General features: G+C 61.9%; 22 protein-coding genes. 8 read left to right on the plus strand and 14 right to left on the minus strand.

The window, feature by feature from the left end:
- Positions 1 to 24: 24 nt before the first annotated feature.
- From RCCGE510_RS09300 to RCCGE510_RS09340, 9 genes are all read right to left on the minus strand, one after another.
- Entirely contained in the window at positions 25 to 852 is an 828-nt protein-coding gene (locus RCCGE510_RS09300) for an inositol monophosphatase family protein (protein WP_007629309.1), read from the minus strand.
- Positions 853 to 977: 125 nt separating this feature from the next.
- Positions 978 to 1,868, minus strand: a complete 891-nt coding sequence (gene ttcA / locus RCCGE510_RS09305) for a tRNA 2-thiocytidine(32) synthetase TtcA (protein WP_007629310.1) — start codon at positions 1,866 to 1,868, stop codon at positions 978 to 980.
- A gap of 109 nt (positions 1,869 to 1,977) precedes the next feature.
- Entirely contained in the window at positions 1,978 to 2,907 is a 930-nt protein-coding gene (locus RCCGE510_RS09310; protein ID WP_007629311.1) for a glutaminase, read from the minus strand.
- Positions 2,908 to 2,978: 71 nt separating this feature from the next.
- Complete coding sequence (gene rpsD, locus RCCGE510_RS09315; protein WP_007629312.1) at positions 2,979 to 3,596, minus strand: 30S ribosomal protein S4; 618 nt, start codon at positions 3,594 to 3,596, stop codon at positions 2,979 to 2,981.
- A 224-nt stretch (positions 3,597 to 3,820) separates the two neighbouring features.
- Positions 3,821 to 5,332: an ATP-binding protein gene (locus tag RCCGE510_RS09320; protein WP_007629313.1), complete on the minus strand. Its 1,512-nt coding sequence runs from the start codon at positions 5,330 to 5,332 to the stop codon at positions 3,821 to 3,823.
- A 128-nt stretch (positions 5,333 to 5,460) separates the two neighbouring features.
- Positions 5,461 to 6,261 (minus strand): glutamate racemase, encoded by an 801-nt coding sequence (murI, locus tag RCCGE510_RS09325; protein ID WP_007629315.1) that lies wholly within the window; start codon positions 6,259 to 6,261, stop codon positions 5,461 to 5,463.
- Positions 6,242 to 7,072: an RNA methyltransferase gene (locus RCCGE510_RS09330; protein ID WP_007629317.1), complete on the minus strand. Its 831-nt coding sequence runs from the start codon at positions 7,070 to 7,072 to the stop codon at positions 6,242 to 6,244. Before RCCGE510_RS09330 ends, murI begins: the two co-directional genes overlap by 20 nt.
- Positions 7,073 to 7,076: 4 nt before the next feature.
- Positions 7,077 to 9,119 (minus strand): FUSC family protein, encoded by a 2,043-nt coding sequence (locus RCCGE510_RS09335; protein WP_007629318.1) that lies wholly within the window; start codon positions 9,117 to 9,119, stop codon positions 7,077 to 7,079.
- A 75-nt stretch (positions 9,120 to 9,194) separates the two neighbouring features.
- Entirely contained in the window at positions 9,195 to 9,722 is a 528-nt protein-coding gene (locus RCCGE510_RS09340) for a hypothetical protein (RefSeq protein WP_007629319.1), read from the minus strand.
- A 187-nt stretch (positions 9,723 to 9,909) separates the two neighbouring features.
- On the opposite strand from RCCGE510_RS09340, the gene RCCGE510_RS09345 reads away from it, so the two are divergent.
- The 3 genes from RCCGE510_RS09345 to RCCGE510_RS09355 all read left to right on the plus strand — a co-directional run bounded on the left by RCCGE510_RS09345 (position 9,910) and on the right by RCCGE510_RS09355 (position 12,350).
- Entirely contained in the window at positions 9,910 to 11,121 is a 1,212-nt protein-coding gene (locus tag RCCGE510_RS09345) for an NADP-dependent isocitrate dehydrogenase (protein WP_007629320.1), read from the plus strand.
- Positions 11,122 to 11,191: 70 nt separating this feature from the next.
- A complete protein-coding gene (locus RCCGE510_RS09350) occupies positions 11,192 to 11,638 on the plus strand; it encodes a GNAT family N-acetyltransferase (RefSeq protein WP_037078210.1) in 447 nt (148 codons plus the stop codon).
- 85 nt (positions 11,639 to 11,723) lie between these two features.
- The gene (locus RCCGE510_RS09355) at positions 11,724 to 12,350 is read left to right on the plus strand and encodes a glutathione S-transferase family protein (RefSeq protein ID WP_007629322.1); all 627 of its coding nucleotides are present in this window, start codon (positions 11,724 to 11,726) and stop codon (positions 12,348 to 12,350) included.
- A gap of 47 nt (positions 12,351 to 12,397) precedes the next feature.
- Here the strand turns inward: RCCGE510_RS09355 and RCCGE510_RS09360 are convergent, their stop codons facing one another.
- The 3 genes from RCCGE510_RS09360 to recA form a co-directional block, all read right to left on the minus strand.
- Entirely contained in the window at positions 12,398 to 13,249 is an 852-nt protein-coding gene (locus tag RCCGE510_RS09360) for an AraC family transcriptional regulator (protein WP_007629323.1), read from the minus strand.
- Between the two features lie 144 nt (positions 13,250 to 13,393).
- The gene (gene alaS, locus RCCGE510_RS09365; protein ID WP_007629324.1) at positions 13,394 to 16,048 is read right to left on the minus strand and encodes an alanine--tRNA ligase; all 2,655 of its coding nucleotides are present in this window, start codon (positions 16,046 to 16,048) and stop codon (positions 13,394 to 13,396) included.
- A 164-nt stretch (positions 16,049 to 16,212) separates the two neighbouring features.
- Positions 16,213 to 17,301: a recombinase RecA gene (gene recA / locus RCCGE510_RS09370; RefSeq protein WP_003586201.1), complete on the minus strand. Its 1,089-nt coding sequence runs from the start codon at positions 17,299 to 17,301 to the stop codon at positions 16,213 to 16,215.
- A 229-nt stretch (positions 17,302 to 17,530) separates the two neighbouring features.
- Between recA and RCCGE510_RS09375 the strand changes: the two genes are divergently transcribed.
- Both RCCGE510_RS09375 and RCCGE510_RS09380 read left to right on the plus strand, forming a co-directional pair.
- Positions 17,531 to 18,475, plus strand: coding sequence for a carbohydrate kinase family protein (locus RCCGE510_RS09375; protein WP_007629329.1), 945 nt, complete (start codon positions 17,531 to 17,533; stop codon positions 18,473 to 18,475).
- An 89-nt stretch (positions 18,476 to 18,564) separates the two neighbouring features.
- Positions 18,565 to 19,488 carry a pseudouridine-5'-phosphate glycosidase gene (locus tag RCCGE510_RS09380; protein WP_007629334.1) on the plus strand — a complete coding sequence of 308 codons (924 nt, stop codon included), beginning with the start codon at positions 18,565 to 18,567 and terminating at the stop codon, positions 19,486 to 19,488.
- Between the two features lie 269 nt (positions 19,489 to 19,757).
- Here the strand turns inward: RCCGE510_RS09380 and RCCGE510_RS09385 are convergent, their stop codons facing one another.
- Positions 19,758 to 22,352, minus strand: a complete 2,595-nt coding sequence (locus RCCGE510_RS09385) for a PAS domain-containing sensor histidine kinase (RefSeq protein WP_007629335.1) — start codon at positions 22,350 to 22,352, stop codon at positions 19,758 to 19,760.
- Between the two features lie 305 nt (positions 22,353 to 22,657).
- On the opposite strand from RCCGE510_RS09385, the gene RCCGE510_RS09390 reads away from it, so the two are divergent.
- A complete protein-coding gene (locus RCCGE510_RS09390; RefSeq protein WP_007629337.1) occupies positions 22,658 to 23,728 on the plus strand; it encodes a flagellar biosynthetic protein FliO in 1,071 nt (356 codons plus the stop codon).
- A 414-nt stretch (positions 23,729 to 24,142) separates the two neighbouring features.
- Positions 24,143 to 24,787, plus strand: a complete 645-nt coding sequence (locus RCCGE510_RS09395; RefSeq protein WP_007629339.1) for a DUF1062 domain-containing protein — start codon at positions 24,143 to 24,145, stop codon at positions 24,785 to 24,787.
- Positions 24,788 to 24,852: 65 nt separating this feature from the next.
- Here the strand turns inward: RCCGE510_RS09395 and dksA are convergent, their stop codons facing one another.
- On the minus strand, positions 24,853 to 25,272 hold the full coding sequence (gene dksA / locus RCCGE510_RS09400; protein WP_007629341.1) for an RNA polymerase-binding protein DksA: 420 nt from the start codon (positions 25,270 to 25,272) through the stop codon (positions 24,853 to 24,855).
- Between the two features lie 276 nt (positions 25,273 to 25,548).
- Here dksA and RCCGE510_RS09405 point away from each other — a divergent pair, with 276 nt between their 5' ends.
- Positions 25,549 to 26,043, plus strand: coding sequence for a histidine phosphatase family protein (locus tag RCCGE510_RS09405; protein WP_007629343.1), 495 nt, complete (start codon positions 25,549 to 25,551; stop codon positions 26,041 to 26,043).
- Positions 26,044 to 26,059: the final 16 nt, after the last annotated feature.

Genomic DNA, 26,059 nt, shown 5'->3' on the forward strand with positions numbered 1-26,059 from the left:
CGGTCTTTCGAAAATGCCCTCAAGTTAAATGTCGACGATTTCACGCCGGATCAACTTCCAGCTGTCTCGATCGGGTGCAGAAATGATGCCGCCCGTCGTTTCGCCGGGGCGATAGGGCGTGCCGTCGAATTTCGCCGTATGGCCGCCGGCCTCCTGATGCGCAAGCACGCCGGCCAGGTGATCCCAGGGCATCAGCTTCGCATGGCCGATGAAATGCATCTTGCCGGAGGCAACCATCCAATATTCATAGGCCGAGCAGTTGAAGGCGAAGGCCATCCTGATCTTTGCCAAGTTGGCTGAGATGCGCGAACGATCCGGATCGTCCATATGGCCCCATGAGATGCCGCCGACCATTTGGTTCAAGGCGGCAGGCTCAGCCACTTTGAGCTTTGTCGACTGCCCATCCGGCCGTGTCAGGAAGGCGCCCGCGCCTTTGATCGCCGTCACGGTGTCGCCGAGAACGGGATCGTGAATGATGCCGGCGACCGTCTCACCCTTGATGGTGACCGCCAGCATCGTCCCGAACACCGGAAGCCCGGCCGCGAAATTGAAGGTGCCGTCGACAGGGTCGATGACGAAGGCAAGTTCGGCATCGGCAAGTGCCGGCACCACCGACCGGTCGGCGTCATAGGCTTCTTCACCGACGATGAGCGCTGCAGGAAAGCGCTCTTTCAGCGCCGCGGTGATCCTGTGTTCGGCGAGCAGATCCGCCTGCGTCACGAGGTCGATTGCCGAGGTCTTCTCCGAAACATCGGCAGTGCCGAGATTGCGGAAACGCGGCATGATTTCCGCACGCGCAGCCTCCCTGACACAATCGCCGAGAAAGAGAATATCCTGATCTGAAATAGTCATGCGAAATCCTGTACATCATCCAATAGCCAGCCTGCATAGCCGGCCTTTCATGAAGGATCGGTGACACCAATGCATAATTCCTCAAATTGGAACCGATTCAAGGAATTATGCAGCAATTCAAAGTGTTACAGCGGCCCTTGCGCGTCTGAAGAGACGCGCGGCGCTGTAAGGGCGGAAAAGTCGAAGAGTTTCGGATCGAGCAGGTGCGATGGGTTCACATGCGAAAGCGCCCGCAGCATCGTATCCTTGCGGCCTGGCATCCGCCGCTCGATATCGGCGAGCATATCTTTCATCGCGTTGCGCTGCAGCCCATCCTGCGAGCCGCAGAGATCGCAGGGAATGATCGGAAACTGCATGGCGGCGGCGAACTTTGCGAGGTCGTCCTCGGCCGCATAGGCAAGCGGCCGCAGCACCATCAGATCGCCCTCGTCATTCAGAAGCTTCGCCGGCATCGAGGCGAGCCGGCCGCCATGGAAGAAATTCATGAAGAAGGTTTCGAGAATGTCCTCGCGATGGTGGCCGAGCACCAGCGCGTCGCAGCCTTCTTCGCGGGCGACGCGGTAAAGATTGCCGCGGCGCAGCCGCGAGCAGAGCGAGCAATAGGTCGCTCCCTCCGGCACCTTCTCCTTCACGATCGAATAGGTGTCGCGATATTCGATCCGGTGCCGGACGCCGATCTTCGTCAGATAATCCGGCAGCACGTGCTTGGGAAAGTTCGGCTGGCCCTGGTCGAGATTGCAGGCGATGAGCTCGACCGGCAGCAGCCCGCGCCATTTGAGATCGAGCAGCAGCGCCAATAGCCCATAAGAGTCCTTGCCGCCGGAAAGGCCGACTAGCCAGCGCCTCTGCCCCTTCAGCATGTCGAAATCGTCGAAGGCCTGGCGCACCTGCCGCAGCAGCCGCTTGCGCAGCTTGTTGAAGGAGACCGAGCGCGGCGCATCGGCAAAAAGCGCATGGCCGCCAATGTCGGCCTCGCCGCTCTCCAACTCGTCGTCGATATTGGCTGCGATATTCATTGCTTCTTCCTAAGATCCAGACCTGCCTTAGCAGAAACGACAGCGCTGCGCGTCCTCTAACATGCGCAAAACATGCTGCTGCACGTTGAATTGCTGCGGCAACACAACGTCAATCGCCGAAAACCGACCAGCCGGTGCGTGCCGCCAGCATCTCGAGCGCCACGGCCCCGAGCTGCGAGTTGCCGACCTTGTTCAGCCCTGGCGACCACACGGCGATCGAGGCTATTCCCGGCGCCACCGCAAAGATGCCGCCGCCGACGCCGCTCTTGCCGGGCAGGCCGACATGATAGGCAAAGTCGCCCGAGCCATCGTAATGGCCGCAGGTCAGCATCAGCGCATTGATGCGCCGCGCCCGTTTCGGCGAGACCACCGAGTGGCCGGTCATCGGATTGCTGCCGCGCGCCGCCAGGAACAGTCCGGCACGGGCCAGCTGCTCGCAGCTCATCGACAGCGCGCATTGATGAAAATAGACGCCGAGCACATGGTCGACCGGATGGTCGAGATTGCGATAGGCGCGCATGAAGTTGGCAAGCGCGACATTGCGGTATCCCGTCTGCGTTTCCGAGCGCGCCACCCTGTCGTCGATGCTGATCGACTCGTCATCGGCGAGATAACGCACGAAGCGCAACAACTCACCGATCGCTTCGCGCGGCGCATGGCCGGCCATGACGACGTCGCTGACGGCGATCGCGCCGGCATTGATGAAGGGATTGCGGGGGATGCCGCCCTCGTGCTCGAGCTGGACGATCGAGTTGAAGGCCGATCCGGACGGTTCGCGCCCGACGCGCTTCCAGAGGCTCTCGCCGACCTTGCCGAGCGCCAGCGTCAGCATGAAGACCTTCGATATGCTCTGGATCGAAAAGGCGATATCGGCATTGCCGACGCGATAGACCTTGCCGTCGACGGTAACGATCGCCATGCCGAACTGCTTCGGATCGACCTTGGCAAGCTCGGGAATATAGTCGGCGACCTTGCCCTCGCCGATGCGCGGCAGAATATCGCTATAGATACTATCGAGGGTCGCCTGCAAATCCGTCATCGCTTCTCTCCAGATAACAAAAAAGCCGCCCGAAAGAGCGGCTTTTCCATATGCGAAAACGCCTGGTATTGTTAACGCGAATAAAATTCGACGACCAGCTGCGGTTCCATGATGACCGGGAACGGAACGTCGCTGAGCGTTGGGACGCGGCCGAAGGTGGCGACCATCTTGTGGTGATCGGCTTCGATATAGTCCGGAACGTCGCGCTCGGCGAGGCTGACGGCTTCCAGAACGGTCACCATCTGCTTCGACTTTTCGCGAACTTCGATGACGTCGCCGGCCTTGCAGCGGTAGGAGCCGATGTTGACGCGCACACCGTTGACGGTGACGTGGCCGTGGTTGACGAACTGACGGGCAGCAAACACCGTCGGAACGAACTTGGCGCGATAGACGATCGCGTCAAGACGCGATTCCAGCAGGCCGATCAGGTTTTCCGAGGTGTCGCCCTTGCGGCGGTCGGCTTCGGCGAAAATCGCGCGGAACTGCTTTTCGCGCAGGTCACCGTAATAGCCCTTGAGCTTCTGCTTGGCGCGCAGCTGCACACCGAAGTCCGAAAGCTTGCCTTTGCGGCGCTGGCCGTGCTGGCCCGGGCCGTATTCGCGGCGGTTCACCGGGGACTTCGGACGGCCCCAGATGTTTTCGCCCATACGGCGGTCGATTTTGTACTTGGACGATTCGCGCTTGCTCATCGTATTTCCTTTCAAAGGTTTCTGTCGGTCTGTTGCCAAACCGCGCGAAGGAAACACGCCCTCCTCTGAACTCTTGCGAGATCTGACAGGATGTTCCGGTTAGCGAACAGGAACGATCCACGGGACATGTCAAATGAAACACCGGACATTGCTGCCCGGTGCTTGGGGCGGTCTTTAGAGCGCCGTCATGAAATTGTCAACCGCGGCAAAGCCCGAAAACACCACTATTCCGCAGCCAGCGGCTGATCGCCTGTATCGGGCGCGTTGGCATCGCCCGGCGCTGTCTGGCAATTCATATCCGGGAACGCGACAATACGTTTTCCGGAAAAATCCGTGTGCACGACAATGCTGCCCTGCTCCTCGAAATAACCGAGCAGGCGCCGGGCACGGCGGGCGGAATGGGTGCCGTAGGCGCGAGCAATGCGCGCGTCCGATGGGCACGGCTCGCCGCAGACGGCCGCCTTGGCGAGCATCAGGAAGACACCCTGCAGGTCGTCGGTGACATTCGATGACAGCGACAGCGCCGTTGCCCAGGCATCGCTCGCAGCGGTTTCCGCATCGACACCGGAGCGGGAGATTGCCACCCGCCGGCGGAAATCCGGCAACGCGATCGGCGGTCCCGGCACGCGGCGCATTCGCAGCCGGACGAGAAAATCCTGGTAGAGCACCGAATCGGTGCGGAAGGCGGAGGTGGGGTCGTCGAGTATTTCGGCAAAGACGCCGGCAAGGCGCTCTTCCCGCTCCTCGGCGGATACCTCTATCTGGCTTGCCCTCACCTCGGCCGGCGCGGCCGATGCCGCCGGCGTCGAGCGCGAAAGTTCAGCGAGAATGTCGGTCGTTGGCCGCGGCGCCGGCGGCGCGCGGCGCACCGGCGGACGGAGAAACTCCTCCGGATCGGGCGTGAAGATCAGATCCTCGACATCCTGGGGCGCATCCGGCAGCGGCATCAGCTTCGGGCTGGAGGAACGCGCCGAGGTTTCCACCGCGCCAATCTGGATCGGCAGCGGCCGGCGCGAAAGCGCAGGGCCGAGGGCGACGAAATTACCACGCTTCAGGTCGCGGAACATCTCGGCCTGGCGCCGGTCCATGCCGAGCAGGTCGGCGGCGCGCGCCATGTCGATATCGAGAAAGGTGCGGCCCATCAGGAAGTTGGAGGCCTCGGCCGCGACGTTCTTGGCGAGCTTGGCAAGCCGCTGCGTCGCGATGACGCCGGCAAGCCCGCGCTTGCGGCCGCGGCACATCAGGTTGGTCATTGCCCCGAGCGACATCTTGCGTGCATCTTCCGAGACGTCGCCGCCGACCGACGGTGCAAACATCTGCGCCTCGTCGACGACGACGAGAACCGGATACCAGTATTCGCGATCGGCATCGAACATGCCGTTGAGGAAGGCTGCGGCCGCCCGCATCTGCTGCTCGATGTCGAGGCCTTCGAGCGTCAGCACGCAGGAAACACGATGCTGGCGGATGCGATTGGCGATGCCGGCCAATTCCGCCTCGGTGCGCTCGCCATCGACGACGACATGGCCGAACCTGTCGCTAAGGGTGACGAAATCACCCTCGGGATCGATGATGACCTGCTGCACCCATTGCGCCGATTGCTCGAGCAGGCGGCGCAACAGATGCGACTTGCCCGATCCGGAATTGCCCTGCACCAGCAGACGGGTCGCCAGCAGCTCCTCGATATCGAGCGTCGCCGGGCTGCCGGACGCCAATCCCATATCGATGCCAACTTGCAATGCCGATCCTCGCGACGAAAAGACTCACATGAACGAAGCGCCATTCTTCCGAAACGGCAGCGCCCCGTCTATCAAAGAATCTGCTGATTTTCAGGGCCAGATTTCGCCAACCCACAGGACAATTCCCCTCACGCTTTCAGACCGAAGCCCTGCATCAGCCGCCGCGTAGCAAAATCCTGCTGGCCCGAGGTGAAGACCGCGAAGTCAAAATTGTCGGGATGCACGGCATCGGCGACCAGCGGCACCAAGGTACGGGCGCGGCGCGCGATTGCCTCGGCCGGATCGAGCCAGTCGACTGGCCAAGGCGCAATCCGCCGGAATAGATTGGCCATGAAAGGATAATGCGTGCAGGCAAGCACGACGATATCGGTCTTCCGACCATCCTTCTCCACGAAACACTGGTCGATTTCGGCAAGCACAGCCTCATCGGAGACGGCATCACCGCGAATATAGGCCTCTGCCATCCGAGCCAGGTTTTCCGAGCCGACGAGGCGGACATGGCATTGCTGCGCAAAGGACTGAATGAGATCGCGCGTATAGGCCCGCTTCACCGTGCCTGGCGTTGCGAGCACCGAGACCAGCCCCGAGCGTGTGCGCTCCGCCGCCGGCTTGATCGCCGGCACGGTGCCGACGAAGGTCATCTGAGGATAGGCGGCACGCAGATCGGCGCCGACCAGCGTAAAGGCGGTATTGCAGGCGATGATGCAGACCTCGGGATCGTGATCCGTCAGCAGCTTGCCGAAAAGCCCGACGATCCGTTCCTTGAGCGCCTGTTCCTCCCAGCCGCCATAGGGAAAGCCGGCATCGTCTGCGACATAGATGAAGCCGCGTTCCGGCATCAGCACCCGCGCCTCGCGCAGAACGGTCAGCCCGCCAATGCCGGAATCGAAGACGAGGATCGGTTTCAGCTCATGCGTCGGTGCTGTCATCAGGCGGTGTTTCCTTGGCCGCTGTCGGGAACCTGCCGCCGCGCGGGCTTTTGCGCGAGAAGCGGTCGAGGGAGGAGATGACGCCGCGCAACACGCTGATTTCCTGCTCCGAGAAAGCCCGGCGAGATAGAACTGCGCGCAGATTGTCGATCATTTTAGGCTTTTTCCCGGCAGGATGGAAATATCCGCGCGCATCGAGCGCCTCTTCCAGCTGGTCGAACAGGCCGAAGAGCTGCTCCTTGGTGGAGGGCGTCTGTCCCATCGCCTGAAAAGCTACAGCGCCGATGTCCTCCATACCGGATTTCATCCATTCATAGGACATCAGCAGCACGGCCTGGGCAATGTTCAACGAGGCAAAGGCCGGGTTGACGGGAAAGGTGACGATCTCGTCGGCAAGCGCCACCTCCTCATTGGTCAGCCCCCAGCGCTCGCGCCCGAAGAGGATGCCTGTACCCTCGCCCGCCCGGAACCTCGCCCGCAGCGTTTCGGCGGCGATGACCGGCGAGCGGACCGGCTTGAAGCCGTCACGCTCACGTGCCGTCGTCGCATAGACGAAATTGAGATCGGCGACCGCCTGCTCCAGCGTGTCGTAGACCTTGGTCGCCGCGATGACATGATCGGCCTTGGAGGCGGTCGCCTGCGCCTTCTCGTTCGGCCAGCCGTCGCGCGGATTGACGAGGCGCAGTTCGGCAAGACCGAAATTCGCCATGGCGCGCGCCACCATGCCGATATTCTCACCCATTTGCGGCTCGACCAGAATGATGGCCGGCCCTTCGGCCAGAAGTTGACGCTCGCTGTTCGTGCCTGCCATGGTCCTATCCCTGTTTCGAGCGCGCAATAGCCTCGCCCGGCGCAAACGGCAAGACGTCGGCCTGCGGATAGAGCCTTTCCAACGCCGAACCGATCATTTCGAGCCCGAGCCTCGCGCCCTCGCGCGACAGCGGCAGATGCCGTCCCGTCGTCCGAGATGCCTTGCGCTCGATGAAGAAACAGGCCGAGCCCTGTGCTGCCGCATCCTTCATCAGCACCAGATCCGATGCGATCAGCGTCTTCAGCTCGTCGGCCGCGGCCGGCGCTGCGGCACTTTTCGCCAGGATGCGCGACCAATAGGTGCATGAGAGGAAGATCGCCAGCGTCTGGCGGATCTGGCCAGGCCGCGTCACGACGGACCAGGACGAGCCGAGGGGCTTTGCCGCCACCGTGACGTCGCGGTAACAGGCATCGATTTTCTGCGACAGCGCGATCAGCGAAAATCCGCTTTTGCCCTCTCCGATCGCCGTCAGCAACTCTTCCAGCGCCTGAAACCAACGCGCGAGTGCGGCGTCCAGCGCACCGCGTGTGCGGGCCGGGAAAACCAGGAATGCGACCGCCGTTCCGGCGACCGCGCCGATCACCGTCTCGCCGATGCGCAGTTGCAGGAGATCGAGCGTCAGCACGCCGGTCATGCCGTAGACCAGGCAGAGCACGATCGAGATGAAGAAGGTCATCGTTGCGTAGGAGACCTGCAGGAAATAGAAGGCGAAGAAGATGCAGGCAGCCGCGACCGGAATGGCGATGACCAGATGACTCGAAATCAGCGTCGCCAGCACGAGACCGATCGCGATCCCGAACACGGTGCCGAGCGAGCGCGACAGAGCCTTCATCGCCGTGTCGCCGCGGGAATTGGTGTTGGTGAAGACGAGAAAGGCGGCAAGCACCGCCCAGAACCAGCGCTCGCGCGATAGAGCCAAGCCGAAGCCCATGGCGATCGCCGAGGCAAGCGTGATCTGCAATGCCGAGCGCAGCAGCGGATTGGCGAATGAAAAGTCGATCTTCTCGGCCTGTGCCGTATCCTTGACGGCCTCGATGCCTGCAAAACCCGAGGCCTGCCCCTCGCCGATCGCCTGCGTCAGTTGCTGCCGCGCCTCACCGAGCCAGAGGAGCGCCCGCACCGCCTCGCCTTCCGGCTCGTCCTTCATGGCTTCCGTCGTCTTCTCATAGGTGGCGAGTTCCGCCTTGTCGGCCTCGATGACGGCATGGACGAGCGCAAAGGGCGGCGGGTTCTGAAAGCTGACGACGATCGCGCTTTCGGCGGCGAGATGCGCGTCGAAGAGCCGGATCGCCAGCTCGGCCGCGGGATCGGCGGCGCCGTCGAAGACACCGGCCGGCGGGCGCGGAATGAAGCTCTCGGCCATCAGCACCACTTCTTTTAACCGGTCTTCCAGCTGGCGCAGCTCCTGCCGGTCGCCCTCGCCGACATGATGGCCGCCGCCGGCAAGGGCTGCGAGCTTGAGTAGGATCTGGTTGATCCGGCCCCTGACACTTTCGAGCGAGCGTAGCAGGTCGCGCCGCCAATCATCGGGCAGAAGCACCGCCCGCACCACATGGCCGACCAGCACCGCGACGACGGGACCGGCCGCCACATAAGGCAGTTCGGCAAGCGAAGGCTGGAAATAGGCCCCCATGAAATACGAGGTGAAGGAGAACATGCCGATCGCAAAGCCGCGTGGCCCGAACACCCGCCCGGCCGATGCGAGCGCAATCACCACCAGGAAGACGAGATCGGAAAGAAAGCGGCGATCCTCGAGCCCGGCCGCAATGCCGACGACGGCAAGGCTTGCGACACAGCCGAAAAGCCGCGTCACCAGCTGGCGCGAATTCCCCTTATCGCGCACCGCGATCCCGCCCTCGATCGACAGCACGATGCCGAGGCCGAAGGCCGCCTTCGGCAGCGGCACGATGAACATCTGGATGGCGAAGAGAATGACGAATGAGAGAACGATCGTCAGCGTCACCCGCGACGCCATGCGCAGGCGCGAGAGCGCCGGATCATTGGCAAGCAGCCAGTCTCGGAAATTAAAACCGGAAAACAAATGCAAGCCCTCATGCCGCCCAGGGATTGACAGATACCGCCAGGGATCGAATCCGTCGATATCGATCGATATGTCGCGCGCCTACTGGCCCTTGGCAATCAGCGCCATCGTCGCCTTCAGGGAATCACGGGCCTGCGTTTCGATATTCTCGGTGACGATATCGTCGATTACCGCTTGGCCAGCCTCCTCGACCACCTCGAAACGAACGGTCGTATAGTCCTTGGCATCGGGCGCGTCCGAGCAGGCGGACTTCTTGAAGCGCACGGTCACCTCGGTCGTGCCGTCGACCGGCGGTGCCGCCGTTGTGGTCATATCTTCCAGCGGGCATGCATCCTGGCCGTTGACGATGACGTCGTAGTCGAATGGCGATATGCCGTCGTCATCGACGGCCGGAAACTGCGCCGCCGCATGGTATCGCGCGACGAAGTCCTTGCTGTAGAGATGATCGAGCCGGCTCGCATCGAAGATGTCGGTCCAATCATTGTTGTTGTCGGCCCAGTTGCTCCCAGTAACATCCATGATCTCCTTCACCGGAGCGGTGGCATCGGCCGCATGGGCGGCGCCTGACAGGGGGATAAGGCTTGCGATAACAATGGCAATTGTCTTCATGGTCTATGGTCCGGACGGGCAAATCAAGGCGGACACTAGCCAAATTTCCGCGCTTGGCAATGGCGGCAAAAACGCGTTGTCGACCCCCGTTGCAGCTTTGCGTTCCCGGCTCACAATGCTATAGCGCTCCTCATCACATCACCCACCCGGGACCCCGTCCCCCTTCAAGTTCGAACGAGGCAGATACATGAACAAGATCAAGGTCGCCAATCCCGTCGCCGATCTCGACGGCGATGAAATGACGCGCATCATCTGGCAGCTCATCAAGGATAAGCTGATCCATCCGTATCTCGACCTCGATATCGATTATTTCGACCTCTCCGTTGAAAACCGCGACGCCACCAACGACCAGGTGACTGTCGATGCCGCCAACGCCATCAAGAAATACGGCGTCGGCATCAAGTGCGCCACGATCACGCCGGACGAAGCACGCGTCAAGGAATTCAACCTTAAGGAAATGTGGAAGAGCCCGAACGGCACGATCCGCAACATTCTGGGCGGTGTCATTTTCCGCGAGCCGATCATCTGCAAGAACGTGCCGCGCCTGGTTCCCGGCTGGACCAAGCCGATCGTCGTCGGCCGCCACGCCTTCGGCGATCAGTACCGCGCCACCGATTTCAAGTTCCCCGGCAAGGGCAAGCTGACGATCAAGTTCGTCGGCGACGACGGCACCGTCATCGAGAAGGAAGTCTTCAACGCGCCGGGCTCCGGCGTCGCGATGGCCATGTACAACCTCGACGAGTCGATCCGGGAGTTCGCCCGCGCCTCGATGATGTACGGCCTGATGCGCAAGTGGCCGGTCTACCTGTCGACCAAGAACACCATCCTCAAGGCCTATGACGGCCGCTTCAAGGATATCTTCGAAGAAGTCTTCGAGGCTGAATTCAAGGATCAGTTCACGGAAGCCGGCATCACCTACGAACACCGCCTGATCGACGACATGGTCGCCTCGGCGCTCAAGTGGTCGGGCGGCTACGTCTGGGCCTGCAAGAACTATGACGGCGACGTCCAGTCCGACACGGTTGCTCAAGGCTTCGGCTCGCTCGGCCTCATGACCTCGGTCCTGCTCACACCGGATGGCAAGACAGTCGAAGCCGAAGCGGCTCACGGCACCGTCACCCGCCACTACCGCCAGCACCAGAAGGGCCAGGAAACCTCGACGAACTCGATCGCCTCGATCTTCGCCTGGACCCGTGGCCTCGCCCATCGCGCCAAGCTCGACGACAATGCCGAGCTCGCTCGCTTTGCCGCAACGCTCGAAAAGGTCTGCGTCGACACCGTCGAATCCGGTTTCATGACCAAGGATCTGGCGCTTTTGATCGGCCCCGACCAGCCGTGGCTGTCGACCACCGCCTTCCTCGACAAGATCGACCAGAACCTGCAGAAGGCCATGGCGTAAGCCGGTCCTTTCGCGATAACGTTGAAACGGCGGGGATTTTCTCCGCCGTTTTTCATTTGGGGAATGAATGATGACAGCCATCCTGCGACCGCTTGAACCCTTGGACCGCGCCGCCTGGGAACCCTTATGGGCTGCTTATCAGCGCTTTTACGAGGTGGTCATTCCGCCGGAGACCACCGATCTCACCTGGGCTCGCTTCCACGATCCTGACGAACCGATGCACGCGCTCGGCGCCTTCGACGACGACGGCCACCTTGTCGGCATAGTCCACGCCATCTTTCACCGCTCCTGCTGGCTGCCGCAATGGACCTGCTATCTGCAGGATCTCTATGTCGAAAACAACCAGCGCGGTCTCGGCACCGGCGCCGCGCTGATCGACGCCGTCGCCGATCTCGCCCGCGCAAATGGTGCGGGCCGTCTCTATTGGATGACGCACGAAACGAATGCAACGGCGCGGCGGCTCTACGACAAGATCGCCGAGCGCTCAGGTTTCATTCAATACCGCAAGGCTCTCTGAAGATCGGGGGTTGCACAAAGACCTCGCCGCGCTATTGAATCCGGGCGACGGCAAAGCCGGACATAGCGGCAATGAGGAGGATGTCATGACCGAAGAGCTGGTATTCTATACGAACCCCATGTCGCGCGGCCGCATCGCGCGCTGGATGCTGGAGGAGATCGGTCAGCCCTATCGCACCGAGCTGCTGACCTTCGGCGAAGGCATGAAGAAGCCGGAATATCTGCAGGTCAACCCGATGGGCAAGGTGCCGGCGATCCGCCACGGCGACACCGTCGTCACCGAATGCGCGGCGATCTGCGCCTATCTCGCCGAGACCTTCCCGGAAAAGGGGCTGGCTCCCAAGCCGGAAGAGCGCGCCCGCTACTACCGCTGGATGTTCTTTGCCGCCGGTCCGCTGGAATCGGCGGTGACGATGAAGGCTCTCGGCTTCGAAATTCCGACGGAGCGCCTGCGCATGGCCGGTTGCGGCGGTTTCGGCGATGTCATGAACACGCTTGAAATGGCCGTCTCCGGCTCGACCTACGTCGCCGGCGAGCGCTTCACCGCCGCCGACGTCTATGTCGGCTCGCATATCGGCTGGGGCCTCGGCTTCGGCTCCATCGAGAAGCGACAGGCCTTCGTCGATTATTTCGGCCGTATCAGCGAACGCGAGGCCTACAAGCGGGCCAATGCCCTGGACGACGAGGCCGGCAAGACGATGCAGGCCGCCTGATCGTCACCGGCGCGGCTCTCAGACGGCCGCGCCGGTGACGTCAGCCTTCAGGCAAGTGGTATGTGAATGTCCGTCAGAAGCTCGGTCGGCGGCACCTCACGCGGATTGTTAAGATATTCCTCGAACATCACTTTGTCCTTCAACTGTCGACCGGCTTTCGGCAGCCATTCGGCAAAGAGCCACTGATAGGACTTGGGCATATCGGCATAGGGACCCTTGTGGCGCAGCACGGCATAATCGCCGCCGTCGATCGTGCGCCGCTCGAACGGCGCATTGACCGGCACTTCGGCAGCGCCGGTGACGCAGGCGATCGAGCGCAGCTTTTCAAGCGGCACAACGTCTGGATCGTCGAGATAGATGCCGATCATCCGCATGTCGGGCTTGGCGAGGCCGCGGGCATAAAGCGTGCCGAACAGCGTTTCGAAGGCTCTGTCGATCTGCATGTAGGAACCGGCATGGGGAACGCCGATCAGCTCGATCGGCCCGATCTCACGTATGGTAATGTCGAACATGGCTTTGGTCTTTCCGTTAGGTGAGGGTTCAAAGGCTGTGTGGCTTCCCTCTTTCCGGTAGCGGGCCGGCGGCATGCCGTAGACCGACTTGAAGATGCGGTTGAAAGATTGGAGATTGGGATAGCCTGATCGCTTTGCAATCTCGCTGACGGCAAGCTCCGTGCGGACGATCTCGCCCGCCGCGCGATGCAGCCTGAGCCGCTTGACGGTTGCCGCCAGCGTCTCGCCGTAGATTGCCCGGTAGATCCTGTGCCAGTGATAGCTCGACATGCAGGCAATCTCGGCAAGACGCTCCATATCCAGCTCCTCGTCGAGGTGGTCGTGAATATAGGCCGAAACCCGTCTTAGACGGTTTTCATAAAGTGCCCATGCCGTTTCGCCGTTCATGTCAAACCTCGTGCAAATCGATCGATTGCAGAGAACCATATCCCGATTTGACAAATCCTGCGGACTTGCTCGATGCGCAAACCGAAAAAGAAAAAGGCGGAAACTGAGCCTCCGCCTTTCGAAACTCTCTTATGAACCGTCAGGTCAGCCGGCAAGTGCCAGGGCCACCGCTTCGATCGCCTCGTCGGCCTTCGAGCCGTCAGGGCCGCCGGCCTGGGCCATGTCGGGGCGGCCGCCGCCGCCCTTGCCGCCCAGGGCCGCAGAGGCGATGCGGACAAGATCGACAGCGCTGTAGCGCTCAACGAGATCCGGCGTCACCGCCACGACCGCGCTCGCCTTGCCGTCGTCGGACACGCCGATCAGGGTGACGACGCCGGAGCCGATGCTGGTCTTGCCGTCGTCGGCAAGCCCCTTCAGATCCTTGGGATCGACGCCTGAAATCGCCTTGCCGAGGAACTTGACGCCGGCGACTTCGCGCACGGCATCGACCGAGCCGCCCTGCCCGCCGCCCATGGCGAGCTTGCGCTTGGCGTCAGCCAGCTCTTTCTCCAGCTTGCGGCGCTCGTCCATCAGTGCTTCGACGCGCGACAGAACTTCGGCCGGCTGCACCTTGAGCGACGTGGCAAGCGCCTTCACGCGTTCGTCCTGTTCGGCCAGATATTCGCGAGCCGATTCGCCGGTTACGGCTTCGATGCGGCGAACGCCGGCGCCGACGGCACTTTCGCCGAGAACGCGGATCAGGCCGATCTGGCCGGTCGCCCCGACATGCGTGCCGCCGCAGAGTTCGATCGAATAGGACCTGCCGGCCGTGGCGCCGCGCACACCCTCGCCCATCGCCACGACGCGCACTTCGTCGCCGTATTTTTCGCCGAACAGCGCCATCGCGCCTTCGGCGATCGCATCGTCGACGCTCATCAGCCGAGTTGTGACAGGCGAATTCTGCAGCACGATCTCGTTTGCCATATCCTCGACGATCTTCAGCTCTTCGGCCGACATCGGCTTCGGATGCGAAACGTCGAAACGCAGACGCTCGGGCGCGACCAGCGAACCCTTCTGCGCCACATGGGTACCGAGCACCTCGCGCAGCGCCTCATGCAGCAGATGCGTTGCCGAGTGGTTGGCACGCAGCCGCGAGCGTCGGGCGTGATCGACGGTCAGAACAACCGCGTCGCCGGTCTTGAATACACCTTCGACGACGGCGCCTGAATGCACGAAGAGGCCTTCGCCCCTCTTCTGCGTGTCTGATATTTCGATCTTGCCGTGGTCGGAGGAGATGACACCGGTATCGCCCATCTGACCACCGGATTCGCCATAGAACGGCGTCTGGCTGACGACGATCTGCACCTTATCGCCGGCCTTGGCTTCTTCAGCCACGGCACCGTCCTTGACGATCGCCTGTACCACACCCTCAGCGGTTTCGGTGTCGTAACCGAGGAACTCGGTTCCGCCATGCTTTTCCCTGAGCTCGAACCAGATGGTTTCGGTTGCCTTCTCGCCGGAACCGGCCCAGTGCGAGCGGGCTTCGGCCTTCTGGCGTTGCATGGCATCGGTGAAGCCGGCGATATCGACGCCGATCTCGCGAGCGCGCAACGCATCCTGCGTCAGGTCGAGCGGGAAGCCGTAAGTGTCATAGAGCTTGAAGGCGGTTTCGCCATCCAGCATGTCGCCCTTGCCGAGATCGGTGGTCGCATCCGACAACAGCGACAGGCCGCGCTCCAGCGTCTTGCGGAAGCGGCCTTCCTCGAGTTTCAGCGTCTCCGAGATCAGCGCTTCGGCGCGCACGAGCTCCGGATAGGCGCGGCCCATCTCCTGCACCAGCGTCGGCAGCAGCTTGTACATCAGCGGCTCGCGGGCGCCGAGCAGTTCGGCATGGCGCATAGCGCGGCGCATGATGCGGCGAAGCACGTAGCCGCGACCTTCATTCGACGGCAGCACGCCATCGGCGATCAGAAAGGCCGAGGAGCGCAAGTGGTCGGCGATGACGCGATGGCTGGCGCTACCCTCCGCCTTGACGCCCATCGTCTCCTCGATCGTGCCGATCAGCGTCCGGAACAGGTCCGTGTCAAAGACGCTCTGGGCACCCTGCAGAATGCAGGCCATACGCTCCAGGCCCATGCCGGTATCGATCGACGGGCGCGGCAGCGGGTTGCGAACGCCAGGCTCGGTCTGTTCGAACTGCATGAAAACGAGGTTCCAGAATTCCAGGAACCGGTCGCCATCCTCTTCCGGCGAACCGGGAGGGCCGCCCCAGACGTTCTCGCCCTGGTCGATGAAGATTTCCGAGCAGGGGCCGCAGGGGCCGGTATCGCCCATCTGCCAGAAATTGTCGGAGGTGGGGATGCGGATGATCTTGTCGTCGGAGAAGCCGGCAATCTTCTTCCACAGCGTCGCTGCTTCCTCGTCTTCGGAATAGACGGTCACCAGCAGGCGATGTTTCGGCAGATCGAAACCTTCGGTAACCAGCTTCCAGGCAAGCTCGATCGCATTCTCCTTGAAATAGTCGCCAAACGAGAAGTTGCCAAGCATTTCGAAGAACGTCAGGTGCCGGGCCGTGTAGCCGACATTATCGAGGTCGTTATGTTTGCCGCCCGCACGCACACATTTCTGCGACGTTGTCGCCGTCGAATAAGGGCGCTTCTCAAGGCCGGTGAAGACGTTCTTGAACTGCACCATTCCGGCATTGGTGAACATCAGCGTCGGGTCGTTGCGCGGCACGAGCGGGCTCGACGAGACGATCTCATGACCGTTCTTCTTGAAATAGTCGAGGAATGTCGACCGGATATCGTTCACACCGCTCATGCTATGCCCTTCAATGCTGCCCGAGGCAGGTAAATCTAAATCCATCGGCTTTTAACGTTCGCCTCCGCCACTGTCCAGCAGACAAACAAAACCGGCCGCATTCTGATCAGGGAATGCAGCCGGTTTGGATTCTCTAAGGGACTGGCAGAAAACGGATCGCGAGATCACATCTCCGCGGCAGCATCTCCGTCATCCGGGTCCGGTCCGCCATTCTGCAGGAAGCGGTCGGCGATCAGGCCGGCATTTTGGCGCAGCGACAGCTCGATTTCGCGAGCGAGATCCGGATTGTCGCGCAGGAAGGTTTTGGCGTTTTCGCGGCCCTGGCCGAGACGCTGGCTGTTATAGGAGAACCAGGCACCCGACTTCTCGACGATGCCGGCCTTGACGCCGAGATCGACCAGTTCGCCGGTCTTGGAAACGCCCTCGCCATACATGATGTCGAACTCGACCTGCTTGAAGGGCGGTGCCATCTTGTTCTTGACGACCTTGACGCGGGTCTGGTTGCCGATCACCTCTTCGCGCTCCTTGACCGCGCCGATGCGGCGGATGTCGAGGCGCACGGAGGCGTAGAACTTCAGCGCATTGCCGCCCGTCGTTGTCTCAGGCGAACCGAACATGACGCCGATCTTCATGCGGATCTGGTTGATGAAGATCACCATGGTGTTCGACTTGGAAATCGAAGCGGTGAGCTTGCGCAGCGCCTGGCTCATGAGGCGCGCCTGCAGGCCGGGCAGGCTGTCGCCCATCTCGCCTTCGATTTCGGCGCGCGGCGTCAGTGCGGCGACCGAGTCGACAACGAGAACATCGACGGCGCCGGAGCGCACCAGCGTATCGGTAATTTCCAGAGCCTGCTCACCGGTATCGGGCTGCGAGATCAGCAGGTTCTGCAGATCGACGCCAAGCTTGCGGGCATAGACGGGATCGAGCGCATGTTCGGCATCGACGAAGGCGCAGATGCCGCCCTTCTTCTGCGCTTCGGCAATCGTCTGCAGCGCAAGCGTCGTCTTACCCGAGCTTTCCGGCCCGTAAATTTCGATGATACGGCCCCTCGGCAGACCACCGACGCCAAGTGCAATATCGAGGCCAAGCGAGCCGGTCGAAATCGTCTCAATCTCGACAACATTCTCGTTGGAGCCGAGTTTCATGATCGAGCCCTTGCCGAACGACCGCTCTATCTGTGAGAGTGCCGCTTCAAGCGCCTTGCTTTTATCCACCGATTTGTCCTCTACCAGCCGCAATGAATTCTGAGACATTCGATCCACCTTTAGGTTATTGAAGCCGCCCAAGCAATGTCGAGTTTGTACCCTATTTGTTCCATTCTCGCAATAGGCGATCAAACAATTGAAAGAAAAAGGTAAAACGACCCGTGTTCTATTTTTGTTTTATCAATGCAAAGCAACGGCTTAGACCTGAAATACCGACCTGCGCGCGCCGCAACGCATCGCATCGATTCGCTTTTTGCGCATTGGGAGAGCGGCTGAGATGAACAGAAGGATTCTCGTTCTCGGCGGTGCCCATATCGATAGGCGCGGCCGCATCTTGGGCGAGACTGCGCCCGGCGCCAGCAATCCCGGGACCTGGTTCGAAGAGCCGGGCGGCGGCGGCTTCAATGCGGCGCGCAATCTCGCAAGGCTTGGTTTTCAGGTGACGATGATCTCGCCGCGCGGCGGCGATGCGATCGGCGAGCTGGTCGGCGAAGCCGCCGATTTCGCTGGCATCGACGATCGGCCTTTCGTCTTCCTCGACCGCAAGACGCCGAGCTATACGGCGATCATCGAGACGGACGGCAATCTGGTGATCGCCCTTGCCGACATGGATCTCTACCGCTTCTTCGTGCCGCGGCGTCTGTCGATCCGCTGGGTGCGGGAGGCCTTCGCCGCCCATGATCTCATTCTTTTCGACGCCAACCTGCCGGAAGAGACGATCGCGGCGATCGTTGCCAAGGCCCATTCCCTGGCAAAGCCCGTCGCTGCAATCGCCATCTCGCCTGCCAAGGTCGTCAGGCTGAAACCCTGTATCGGAGATATCGACTACCTGTTCCTCAACGAGGCCGAGGCCGCCGCCCTTGCCGGCGAACAGCCGGAAGACGCTGCCGGCTGGCCGCCGCTCCTGAACGAGATCGGCATCAGGAATGCCGTCGTCACCCGCGGCCGCCGCGAGCTCGTAGCACTTTGCGAGGGTCGCGCCGTGACGCTGCAGCCGCCGATCGCCGACACTGTCGCCGATGTCACTGGGGCCGGCGATTCTCTTGCGGCCGGCACGCTCGCCGCCTTGATGGCCGGCCTGCCTCTCGAGGAAGCCGTCCGCCACGGCACCGCCGCCGCCACGCTGACCGTACAGTCGCGACACGCCGTCAACGAAAATCTGACGCCGGACCTCTTGAATGCGGCGCTTGCCCTTGTTCCCAAGGTCAGAATTCTGCATTGAAGCGGCGAAATTAAATAGCTGAGCGTGATGTCGTCCGAAAACCGCTGAGACTTTTCGGCATCATGCTCCATCGACGACAGGACAAGATCATGACCAAGCCCATCTCGCCTCTTCTGCCGATCGCCTATTCGAAAGAGGTCGCCAGCGCCAAGCAGCGCGGCGCACCGCTGGTGGCGCTGGAATCGACCATCATCACTCATGGCATGCCCTATCCCGGCAATATCGAGATGGCTCGCAGCGTCGAGGCGATCATCCGCGAACAGGGTGCCGTGCCGGCAACGATCGCCGTCATTCACGGCACGCTGCATATCGGCCTTGAAGCCGGCGAACTGGAGCAGCTCGCCAAGGCGACCGAAGTGATGAAGGTGTCGCGCGCCGATCTCGCCTTCGCGATTGCCGAGCGCCGCACCGGCGCCACCACCGTCGCCGCGACGATGATTGCGGCCGCCCGCGCCGGCATCCGCGTTTTTGCCACAGGCGGCATCGGCGGCGTGCACCGCGGCGCCGAGGAAAGCTTTGACATCTCCGCCGATCTCGAGGAACTGGCGCGCACCGGCGTTATCGTCGTCTGCGCCGGCGCCAAGGCGATCCTCGACATTCCAAAGACGCTGGAAGTGCTGGAAACCCGCGGCGTTCCCGTCGTCACCTACGAAAGCGAAGAATTCCCCGCCTTCTGGTCACGCTCCTCGGGCATCCGCAGCCCGCTGTCCCTGAACAGCCCGGCCGCCATTGCCAATTTCCAGACGGTGCGCGAACAACTCGGCATCGACGGCGGCATGCTGATTGCCAACCCGGTGCCCGAGGCCGACGAGATCGCCCGCGAGGAGATGGAAATCTACATCGAGCGGGCGCTTGATAGTGCCGAGCGCGACGAAATCACCGGCAAGGCGGTGACGCCCTATCTGCTCTCGACCATTTTCGACCTGACGGATGGCCAGAGCCTCAAGACCAATATCGCCCTGGTGGAGAACAATGCGCGGCTGGCGGCTGAGATTGCCGTGGCGCTTGGGTGAGTGAAAGGTAATCGGCTTCGCCGGCACAGGCTTTGTCGGATAGGGCGTGCCGTATAAGCCCCTCTGCCCTGCCGGGCATCTCCCCCACAGGTGGGGAGATTACAAGCTGCGAAACCTTCGGTTCACATCAACGTTTCGCCAAACTGCAATGGATACTTGGTTGAGGAAGCCGCTGCGCCCAGCCGATCTCCCTCCTTGTGGGGGAGATGCCCGGCAGGGCAGAGGGGGGTGCGGCACGACACAGCGTGCCCTCCAACACCCACTTCCCTTCACCCGTCCAACGTCTCCTTGACCACAACAGCCAACTGCTTCAGCGAAAACGGCTTCGGCAAAAACCCGAATTTCGACTCCGGCGGCAGGTTGCGGGCGAAGGCATCTTCGGCATAGCCCGAGACAAAGATGAATTTCATGTCGGGATAAGTCTTGCGCAGCTCGCGCAGCAGCGTCGGACCGTCCATTTCGGGCATCACCACGTCGGAAACGACGATGTCGACCTTGCCGTCGAGCTCTTCCATGATGGCGAGCGCCTCGACGCCCGAGCCCGCCTCGTGCACGGTATAGCCGCGGGTTTCCAGCATGCGCTTGCCGCCGCGGCGCACCGCCTCCTCGTCTTCGACGAGAAGGATGACCGCCGATCCCGTCAGGTCCTCCGGCTGCTGCGGTGATGTGGGCTGCGGCAGCACCTCGATGGCGCCGTCGATCGAACCTGCTTCGCCGGCAACCGCCGGCTCCGGGATGTGGCGCGGCAGGAAGACCCGGAAGGTCGTGCCCTTGCCGACTTCGGATTCCGGCTGGATGTAGCCGCCCGATTGCTTGACGATGCCGTAGACCATGGCAAGGCCAAGTCCCGTGCCCTTGCCGACATCCTTGGTGGTGAAGAAGGGCTCGAAAATCTTGTCCATGATTTCGGGCGCGATACCGGTGCCGTTATCGGCAACTTCGATCAGCACCATGTCCTCGGCCGGCATGTAGGAATAGTTGAAGGCGGAGACTTCTGAAGCCGTCAGGTTTCGGGTCCGCAGCGTCAGCGTGCCACCCTCGGGCATCGCATCGCGCGCATTGACGCAGAGATTGATCAGCACCTGCTCGAATTGCGAAAGGTCTGTTTTGACAGGCCAGAGGTCGCGGCCATATTGCACGTCGAGCTTGACGTTGGTGCCGGAGAGCAGCCGGTCGACCAGCATGCGCAGGTCGCCGACGACATCGGTGAGGTTGAGCACCGAGGGCCGCATCGTCTGCTTGCGCGAGAAGGCGAGCAGCTGGCGCACCAGCACCGCGGCGCGGTTGGCGTTGCGCTTGATTTCCATCAGGTCGGCAAAGCTGGCATCGGCCGGCCGTGCCTGCAGCAGCAGATGGTCGGAAGATAGCAGGATAGCCGTCAGTACATTGTTGAAGTCATGCGCGATGCCGCCGGCGAGCGTGCCGACAGCATTCATTTTCTGCGTCTGCGCCATCTGCGCTTCCAGCGCCTTCTGCTCGGTCACCTCGACGGCGTAGACGATCGCCGCCTCCTCGGGCGCCTCGTCGCTCTGGTCGATGACGGCATTGACATAGAAGCGGAAATAGCGGGCCTCGTCTGTCGGCGTGCGGGTATCGAGGGGCGCAATATCGCCCTGCCTGTCCTTGGCCGCCGCCAGCGCCGCAGCCAGTTGCGACCGGTCGCTCTCCTGGACGATGGTTTCGAGATGCGGCGTCTTTTCGAGATCGTCGCGCGAGACGATGCTGGAAAACAGCTTCAGGAACGGCGCATTGGTCCGCAGGATGCGCCCGTCTCCGTCCACTGAGGCGATCGCCATCGGCGTGTTGTTAAAGAAGCGGGTGAAGCGCATGGCGGCCGCCGACGCGGATTGGCCGCCGGCCTCGCTCTTTTCACGCCCCAGCACGATCGTCCGGCTTTCGCCGGGTGCGCCGTCGCGCATCGAAGTGACGCTGTGGATGATCTGCACCGGCAGGCTCTGGCCGTTGGTCTTGCGCAAGTCGAGATCGAGCGTCACGGTCTTCTTCAGGCCCGGTTCGGCCTGAACCGACTGGATCAGCGCCAGCCCCTCGCCCGCCACGACGTCGCCGATCGTCATCGAACCCGGCACGAATTTGGTGAGGTCGAGGCCCAGCCACTCGGCAAGTGTTGCATTGAGATAGAAGATCTCGCCCTTTCTGCCGGCAGAAAAGAACCCGGCCGGCGCATGGTCGAGATAGTCGATCGCGTTCTGCAACTCCTTGAAGAATCGCTCCTGGTCGTCGCGCTCGGTGGTGATGTCGGTGATCTGCCAGATCTGCAGCGGCTTGCCGCTGTTCTCCTCGGGCTGCAGCAGCCGCGCCTTCAGCCGGTACCAATGCGCGCCGGAGCTGTTGCTGCCAGGCCCGACGGCGCGCAGCAGCCGGAATTCCTCCCGGCCCTCCTTGCCCTCGCGCAGGCCGTTCACCAGCCTGTAGAGCGCCTCGTTCGATTCGCGATGGCGCGACAGCAAGGTCTCCAGTGTCTGCACCTCAGTCGCCTTGCGCGCGCCGGTCAGCGCACCATAGGCAGCATTAGCATAGATGATCCGGCCCTTTTCGTCGGTGATCAGCGTGCCGTCCGGGTGGCTGTTGAGGAAGGCGCGCGCCAGGCTGTCGGACTGGCGCTGCGGCATCACCTCGATGAAGCCGATGACCGAGGAGACCAGGAAGAAAATGCCGACCATGGCGAGCACGCCGAGACCGCCAAGCACGACCTCGTTATCGAGCGAACTCTTGAAGACGACAAAGCCGCCGGCCGCTGCAATCAGCACCAGAGCCAGCAGAAGAATGCGCAAAACCGTACCGGAACGCCCCCCACGATCTACAAGCGGTGCGTTATACTCGTCGGCCTGACGCGGTTTCGTCATGTATTCCTCACATAAGCCCTCCAGCTTCGTAGCACGAACACGAAGCGGGAATCAGGCACTGTTTCCTTCTTAGCAATTTGCCGCGTCGGCAAAAACACCACTGGCCGGCAAGACTGCTTGAATTCACAGGCAACAACGCCATCTGCCCCTGAAGCCGAGCCCGGCCACCCGAGCGCATGGTCGCCGGGCGCCAAGCAGCGAAACACGAAATCGCGTTCTCCCGTGACTGGACAGCACCGGCGGCCCTTGCCTAAGAAACGGAAAAGTCGTCAATATGTGCCGAATGTGAAATGGAGTGAGTGATTATGTTGGATGATGTTGTCGGAGCTTATGGCAGCCGTTTCCTGCTTGCGGCCGGTGGCGTCGGTCTGGCGCTTCTCTTGCTCATCCTCGTGCTCTGGGTGGTCCGCAACCGGGCGCCCTCACCCTTCGTGCGCGGCGGCCGCAACCGCCAGCCTCGCCTGCAGGTGCTGGATGCCGCAGCTGTCGATACCCGTCGCCGGCTGGTGCTGGTGCGCCGCGACGACGTCGAGCACCTGATCATGATCGGCGGCCCGAGCGATATCGTCATCGAAAGCCGTATCCTGCCGGGAGCCGCCGAGCAGCCGGAGAGCGCCAACCACCCGCAACCCGTCGAGCAGCGGCCGATATTGCCAGTGCGGCCGGAAACGCCTGCGGTTTCTCCGCCTCGCCCAACGGTCGCGACCCCGGTCGCAGCCCCTGTTGCAGCCCGCATCGAGCCGGCGGCCGAGCCTTCCTTCCCCGCACCGGTTTCGCCCGAGCCGCGCCCACGCCCTGAACCGCCGGCCCCGCCGACCATTGCCCCGCCGGTGGCGACGAGCCCTCTTCCGGCAAACCCGGTGACAGCTCCGCTGTCGGCCGAACGCGACATTCCTGTGCCTGCCGCCCCGCCGCAGCCGCGCCCGCCGGAACGTCCCGTCGCTCCCCCGGTCGCGCAGCCTGCATCGTTCCACGATACCGCAAGTGCGGCCGATATCCTCGATGCGGCCCGCCAGCGCGTGCTGCCGCAGCAGCGAATCGAACCCGAGATCTCCGCCCCGCCTGTCCAGGTCATGCCGGTGGCCGCCCGCGCCGCACTTGGTACGGCCGAGGACGATGCGGCTGCGCAGTCGGCAACGGCGATGCGCGGTGATTTCCAGCAGGTGCTGGAGGAAGAGATGTCGAACAATCTGACCGCCGAACGCGTCGTCCCGGTGCCGGCAAACCAAGCCCCTCGCCAAGCCATACCGCAGCCCCCGCCGGGCAACCTGCCGCGCCGCGATCCCGAGCTTGCTCCGATCACCGGCGCCGATACCGAGCTGCAGAAGGAAGTCGCCCGCATCTTCGGCGAGATGAGCGTCAACCGCGACAAATGAGGGAAACCTCGCCCGCGTCACACCGGGATGCCGCACCTTCTCTTTCACCATCAAGTTGCACAAAAGCCGCAATGCCGCGGCTTTTTCAATTTCCGAATGCCTAGGCCTCCTCATCATGCTGATGATTTGTTATCGATCAGGGTGAAGAGCGTCAGCGCATTCGAGGTTACACTTTGCCTAAGTAAATTCCGGTCTCACTCCAGTTTCACCCGTATTGCCGCATAGCAACACGCTAGCGACATGCGAACATGTTCATCGGGTGGTGGCGAGAGACCGGTTTGGCATTGTTACAATGTGCCAGGTGCAGCTCAGCTGCCTCAGCTCTTCAGCCGCCCACAACATCGCCACACCGTGCCCGCAAGGGTTTTCTCATGCACCATCTCGATGGACTTCCGAACGGAAGACCAAGACGATATGTGCAAGACGTTTCGGGTCCGATGGACTATTATTCCCAAGATAGCGCCCCAGCCTTGGATCGCATGCGGCGGATGCGGAGGCCTGAGAGCCTTCCAATCCAGCGGCAAGATCCGGCTCAATGCCAACGGCCGCAAGCTGGATGCCTGGCTGATCTACAAATGCCTGATCTGCGAAAGGACATGGAACCGGCCGATCCTCGAGCGCCGGAATGTCCGCGACATCGATCCTGCCGTCCTTGACGCGCTGCAATCCAACGATCCGGACTGGATCCGCGCGGAAAGCTTCAACCTCGATGCTCTCCGACACAAATCGCTGCGTGTGGAGGAGTTTGCCGAAATTGAAATCGCAAAGGAGATGCAGCACGAAACTGCCAATTGGACGAAATTGGCAATCGAACTGAAGCTGCCGTTTCCAACACGCACCCGCCTTGACCGTCTGCTGGCCTCCGAGCTGAAGCTTTCACGTTCGCGGCTGCAGGCTCTTCACGACGAAGGCATGGTCCGCACGGATCCCGAGCGGGCAGACATCATGCGGCGGCGGATCAGAAATGGCACCCTTGTCGTCATCGACCTCTCCATGGCGGCCGAGCGAGAGCAATCGTGGAAACCGCTGGCGACAGGCAATTACGCCGTGGAACCGTGATCAACGAAAAAGCGCCGCGATCGGATCGCGGCGCTTGTTCTGTTCTCATGTCTGCATCAAGACCATTATTCGTCGCGATAAACCTTTTCGCGGCGTTCGTGGCGCTCCTGCGCCTCGATCGACAGCGTCGCGATCGGGCGGGCGTCGAGACGCTTGAGGCCGATCGGTTCACCGGTTTCCTCGCAAAAGCCGTAAGTGCCTTCTTCGATGCGCTGCAGTGCCGCGTCGATCTTGGAAATCAGCTTTCTCTGCCGGTCACGGGCGCGAAGTTCGATCGCCCGATCTGTCTCCGACGACGCCCGGTCGGCGAGGTCGGGATGGTTTGCGCTTTCCTCGGCCAGATGGTCGAGGGTTTCACGCGCTTCTCTAAGGATATCATTTCTCCATGCAACCAGCTTCGTCCTGAAGTAGGCACGCTGGTTTACGTTCATGAACTCTTCCTCTTCCGAGGGAACGTAATTGCTAAGATCGATCTTCTCACTCAACGCGATTCTCCTGAAGAACATCTCATCTGGCCGGGTGTATATCCCAAGCGCTAGTCGCGATTCAAGCCAAATACGACAGGTAAACAGATTTTTAAATCTTTTACAATTTGAGGCTAACGATCTATTTTATCATGATTATTCCGGTTTCCATTTTTTTCTTCGCCTTCAAAACGCCGTGTTGTCAGCCACGTTTTGCGCCGTTGCGGCATGGCTGGCGATTGACGGCAGCCGATTGCAACCGCTACTGAAAAGACCCACCCGATCCTGGATTTGCCCATGACCGTACCGCTGCCTCCGCCCAACCGCATCTATCTCCTGCGTCATGCCGAGGCCGCCTGGGCCGAACCCGGGCAGCGCGATTTCGACCGGCCGCTCAACGAAAAGGGCTTTGGCGATGCGGAGATCATCGCCGACAAGGCCGCCGACAAGGGCTACCGTCCCGATCTTCTGATCAGTTCGACGGCGTTGCGCTGCCGCGATACCGCCGATGCGGTGTATAGGGCGATAGGCCTCTCGCTTGAGGTTCGTTATGTCGACGCGCTCTATAACGCCACGGTCGACAACTATCTCGAAATCGTCGATTCGCAGGACGTGGCCGCCGTCATGCTGGTTGGCCACAATCCGACCATGGAGCAGACGCTGGAGGCGCTGATCGGCTCTGAGGCGATGGTCGGCGCCCTTCCCGGCGGCTTCCCGACCGCCGGCCTTGCCGTCGTAGATTTCGATGCTTCGGCCACGGCCTGGCGCCTTATCGATTTCCTCGTGGTCTGATCTTTCGCGCCGCTTC

The organism is Rhizobium sp. CCGE 510, from assembly GCF_000292525.1.
In the GTDB taxonomy this organism is placed as follows: domain Bacteria; phylum Pseudomonadota; class Alphaproteobacteria; order Rhizobiales; family Rhizobiaceae; genus Rhizobium.

What these genes read in the sequence shown, in the direction of transcription:
- RCCGE510_RS09300 (WP_007629309.1), bottom strand. Translation starts at nt 852, where the DNA reads ATGACTATTTCAGATCAGGATATTCTCTTTCTCGGCGATTGTGTCAGG.
- ttcA (WP_007629310.1), bottom strand. Translation starts at nt 1,868, where the DNA reads ATGAATATCGCAGCCAATATCGACGACGAGTTGGAGAGCGGCGAGGCC.
- RCCGE510_RS09310 (WP_007629311.1), bottom strand. Translation starts at nt 2,907, where the DNA reads ATGACGGATTTGCAGGCGACCCTCGATAGTATCTATAGCGATATTCTG.
- rpsD (WP_007629312.1), bottom strand. Translation starts at nt 3,596, where the DNA reads ATGAGCAAGCGCGAATCGTCCAAGTACAAAATCGACCGCCGTATGGGC.
- murI (WP_007629315.1), bottom strand. Translation starts at nt 6,261, where the DNA reads ATGACAGCACCGACGCATGAGCTGAAACCGATCCTCGTCTTCGATTCC.
- RCCGE510_RS09330 (WP_007629317.1), bottom strand. Translation starts at nt 7,072, where the DNA reads ATGGCAGGCACGAACAGCGAGCGTCAACTTCTGGCCGAAGGGCCGGCC.
- RCCGE510_RS09340 (WP_007629319.1), bottom strand. Translation starts at nt 9,722, where the DNA reads ATGAAGACAATTGCCATTGTTATCGCAAGCCTTATCCCCCTGTCAGGC.
- RCCGE510_RS09345 (WP_007629320.1), top strand. Translation starts at nt 9,910, where the DNA reads ATGAACAAGATCAAGGTCGCCAATCCCGTCGCCGATCTCGACGGCGAT.
- RCCGE510_RS09350 (WP_037078210.1), top strand. Translation starts at nt 11,192, where the DNA reads ATGACAGCCATCCTGCGACCGCTTGAACCCTTGGACCGCGCCGCCTGG.
- RCCGE510_RS09355 (WP_007629322.1), top strand. Translation starts at nt 11,724, where the DNA reads ATGACCGAAGAGCTGGTATTCTATACGAACCCCATGTCGCGCGGCCGC.
- RCCGE510_RS09360 (WP_007629323.1), bottom strand. Translation starts at nt 13,249, where the DNA reads ATGAACGGCGAAACGGCATGGGCACTTTATGAAAACCGTCTAAGACGG.
- alaS (WP_007629324.1), bottom strand. Translation starts at nt 16,048, where the DNA reads ATGAGCGGTGTGAACGATATCCGGTCGACATTCCTCGACTATTTCAAG.
- recA (WP_003586201.1), bottom strand. Translation starts at nt 17,301, where the DNA reads ATGTCTCAGAATTCATTGCGGCTGGTAGAGGACAAATCGGTGGATAAA.
- RCCGE510_RS09375 (WP_007629329.1), top strand. Translation starts at nt 17,531, where the DNA reads ATGAACAGAAGGATTCTCGTTCTCGGCGGTGCCCATATCGATAGGCGC.
- RCCGE510_RS09380 (WP_007629334.1), top strand. Translation starts at nt 18,565, where the DNA reads ATGACCAAGCCCATCTCGCCTCTTCTGCCGATCGCCTATTCGAAAGAG.
- RCCGE510_RS09385 (WP_007629335.1), bottom strand. Translation starts at nt 22,352, where the DNA reads ATGACGAAACCGCGTCAGGCCGACGAGTATAACGCACCGCTTGTAGAT.
- RCCGE510_RS09390 (WP_007629337.1), top strand. Translation starts at nt 22,658, where the DNA reads ATGTTGGATGATGTTGTCGGAGCTTATGGCAGCCGTTTCCTGCTTGCG.
- RCCGE510_RS09395 (WP_007629339.1), top strand. Translation starts at nt 24,143, where the DNA reads ATGTGCAAGACGTTTCGGGTCCGATGGACTATTATTCCCAAGATAGCG.
- RCCGE510_RS09405 (WP_007629343.1), top strand. Translation starts at nt 25,549, where the DNA reads ATGACCGTACCGCTGCCTCCGCCCAACCGCATCTATCTCCTGCGTCAT.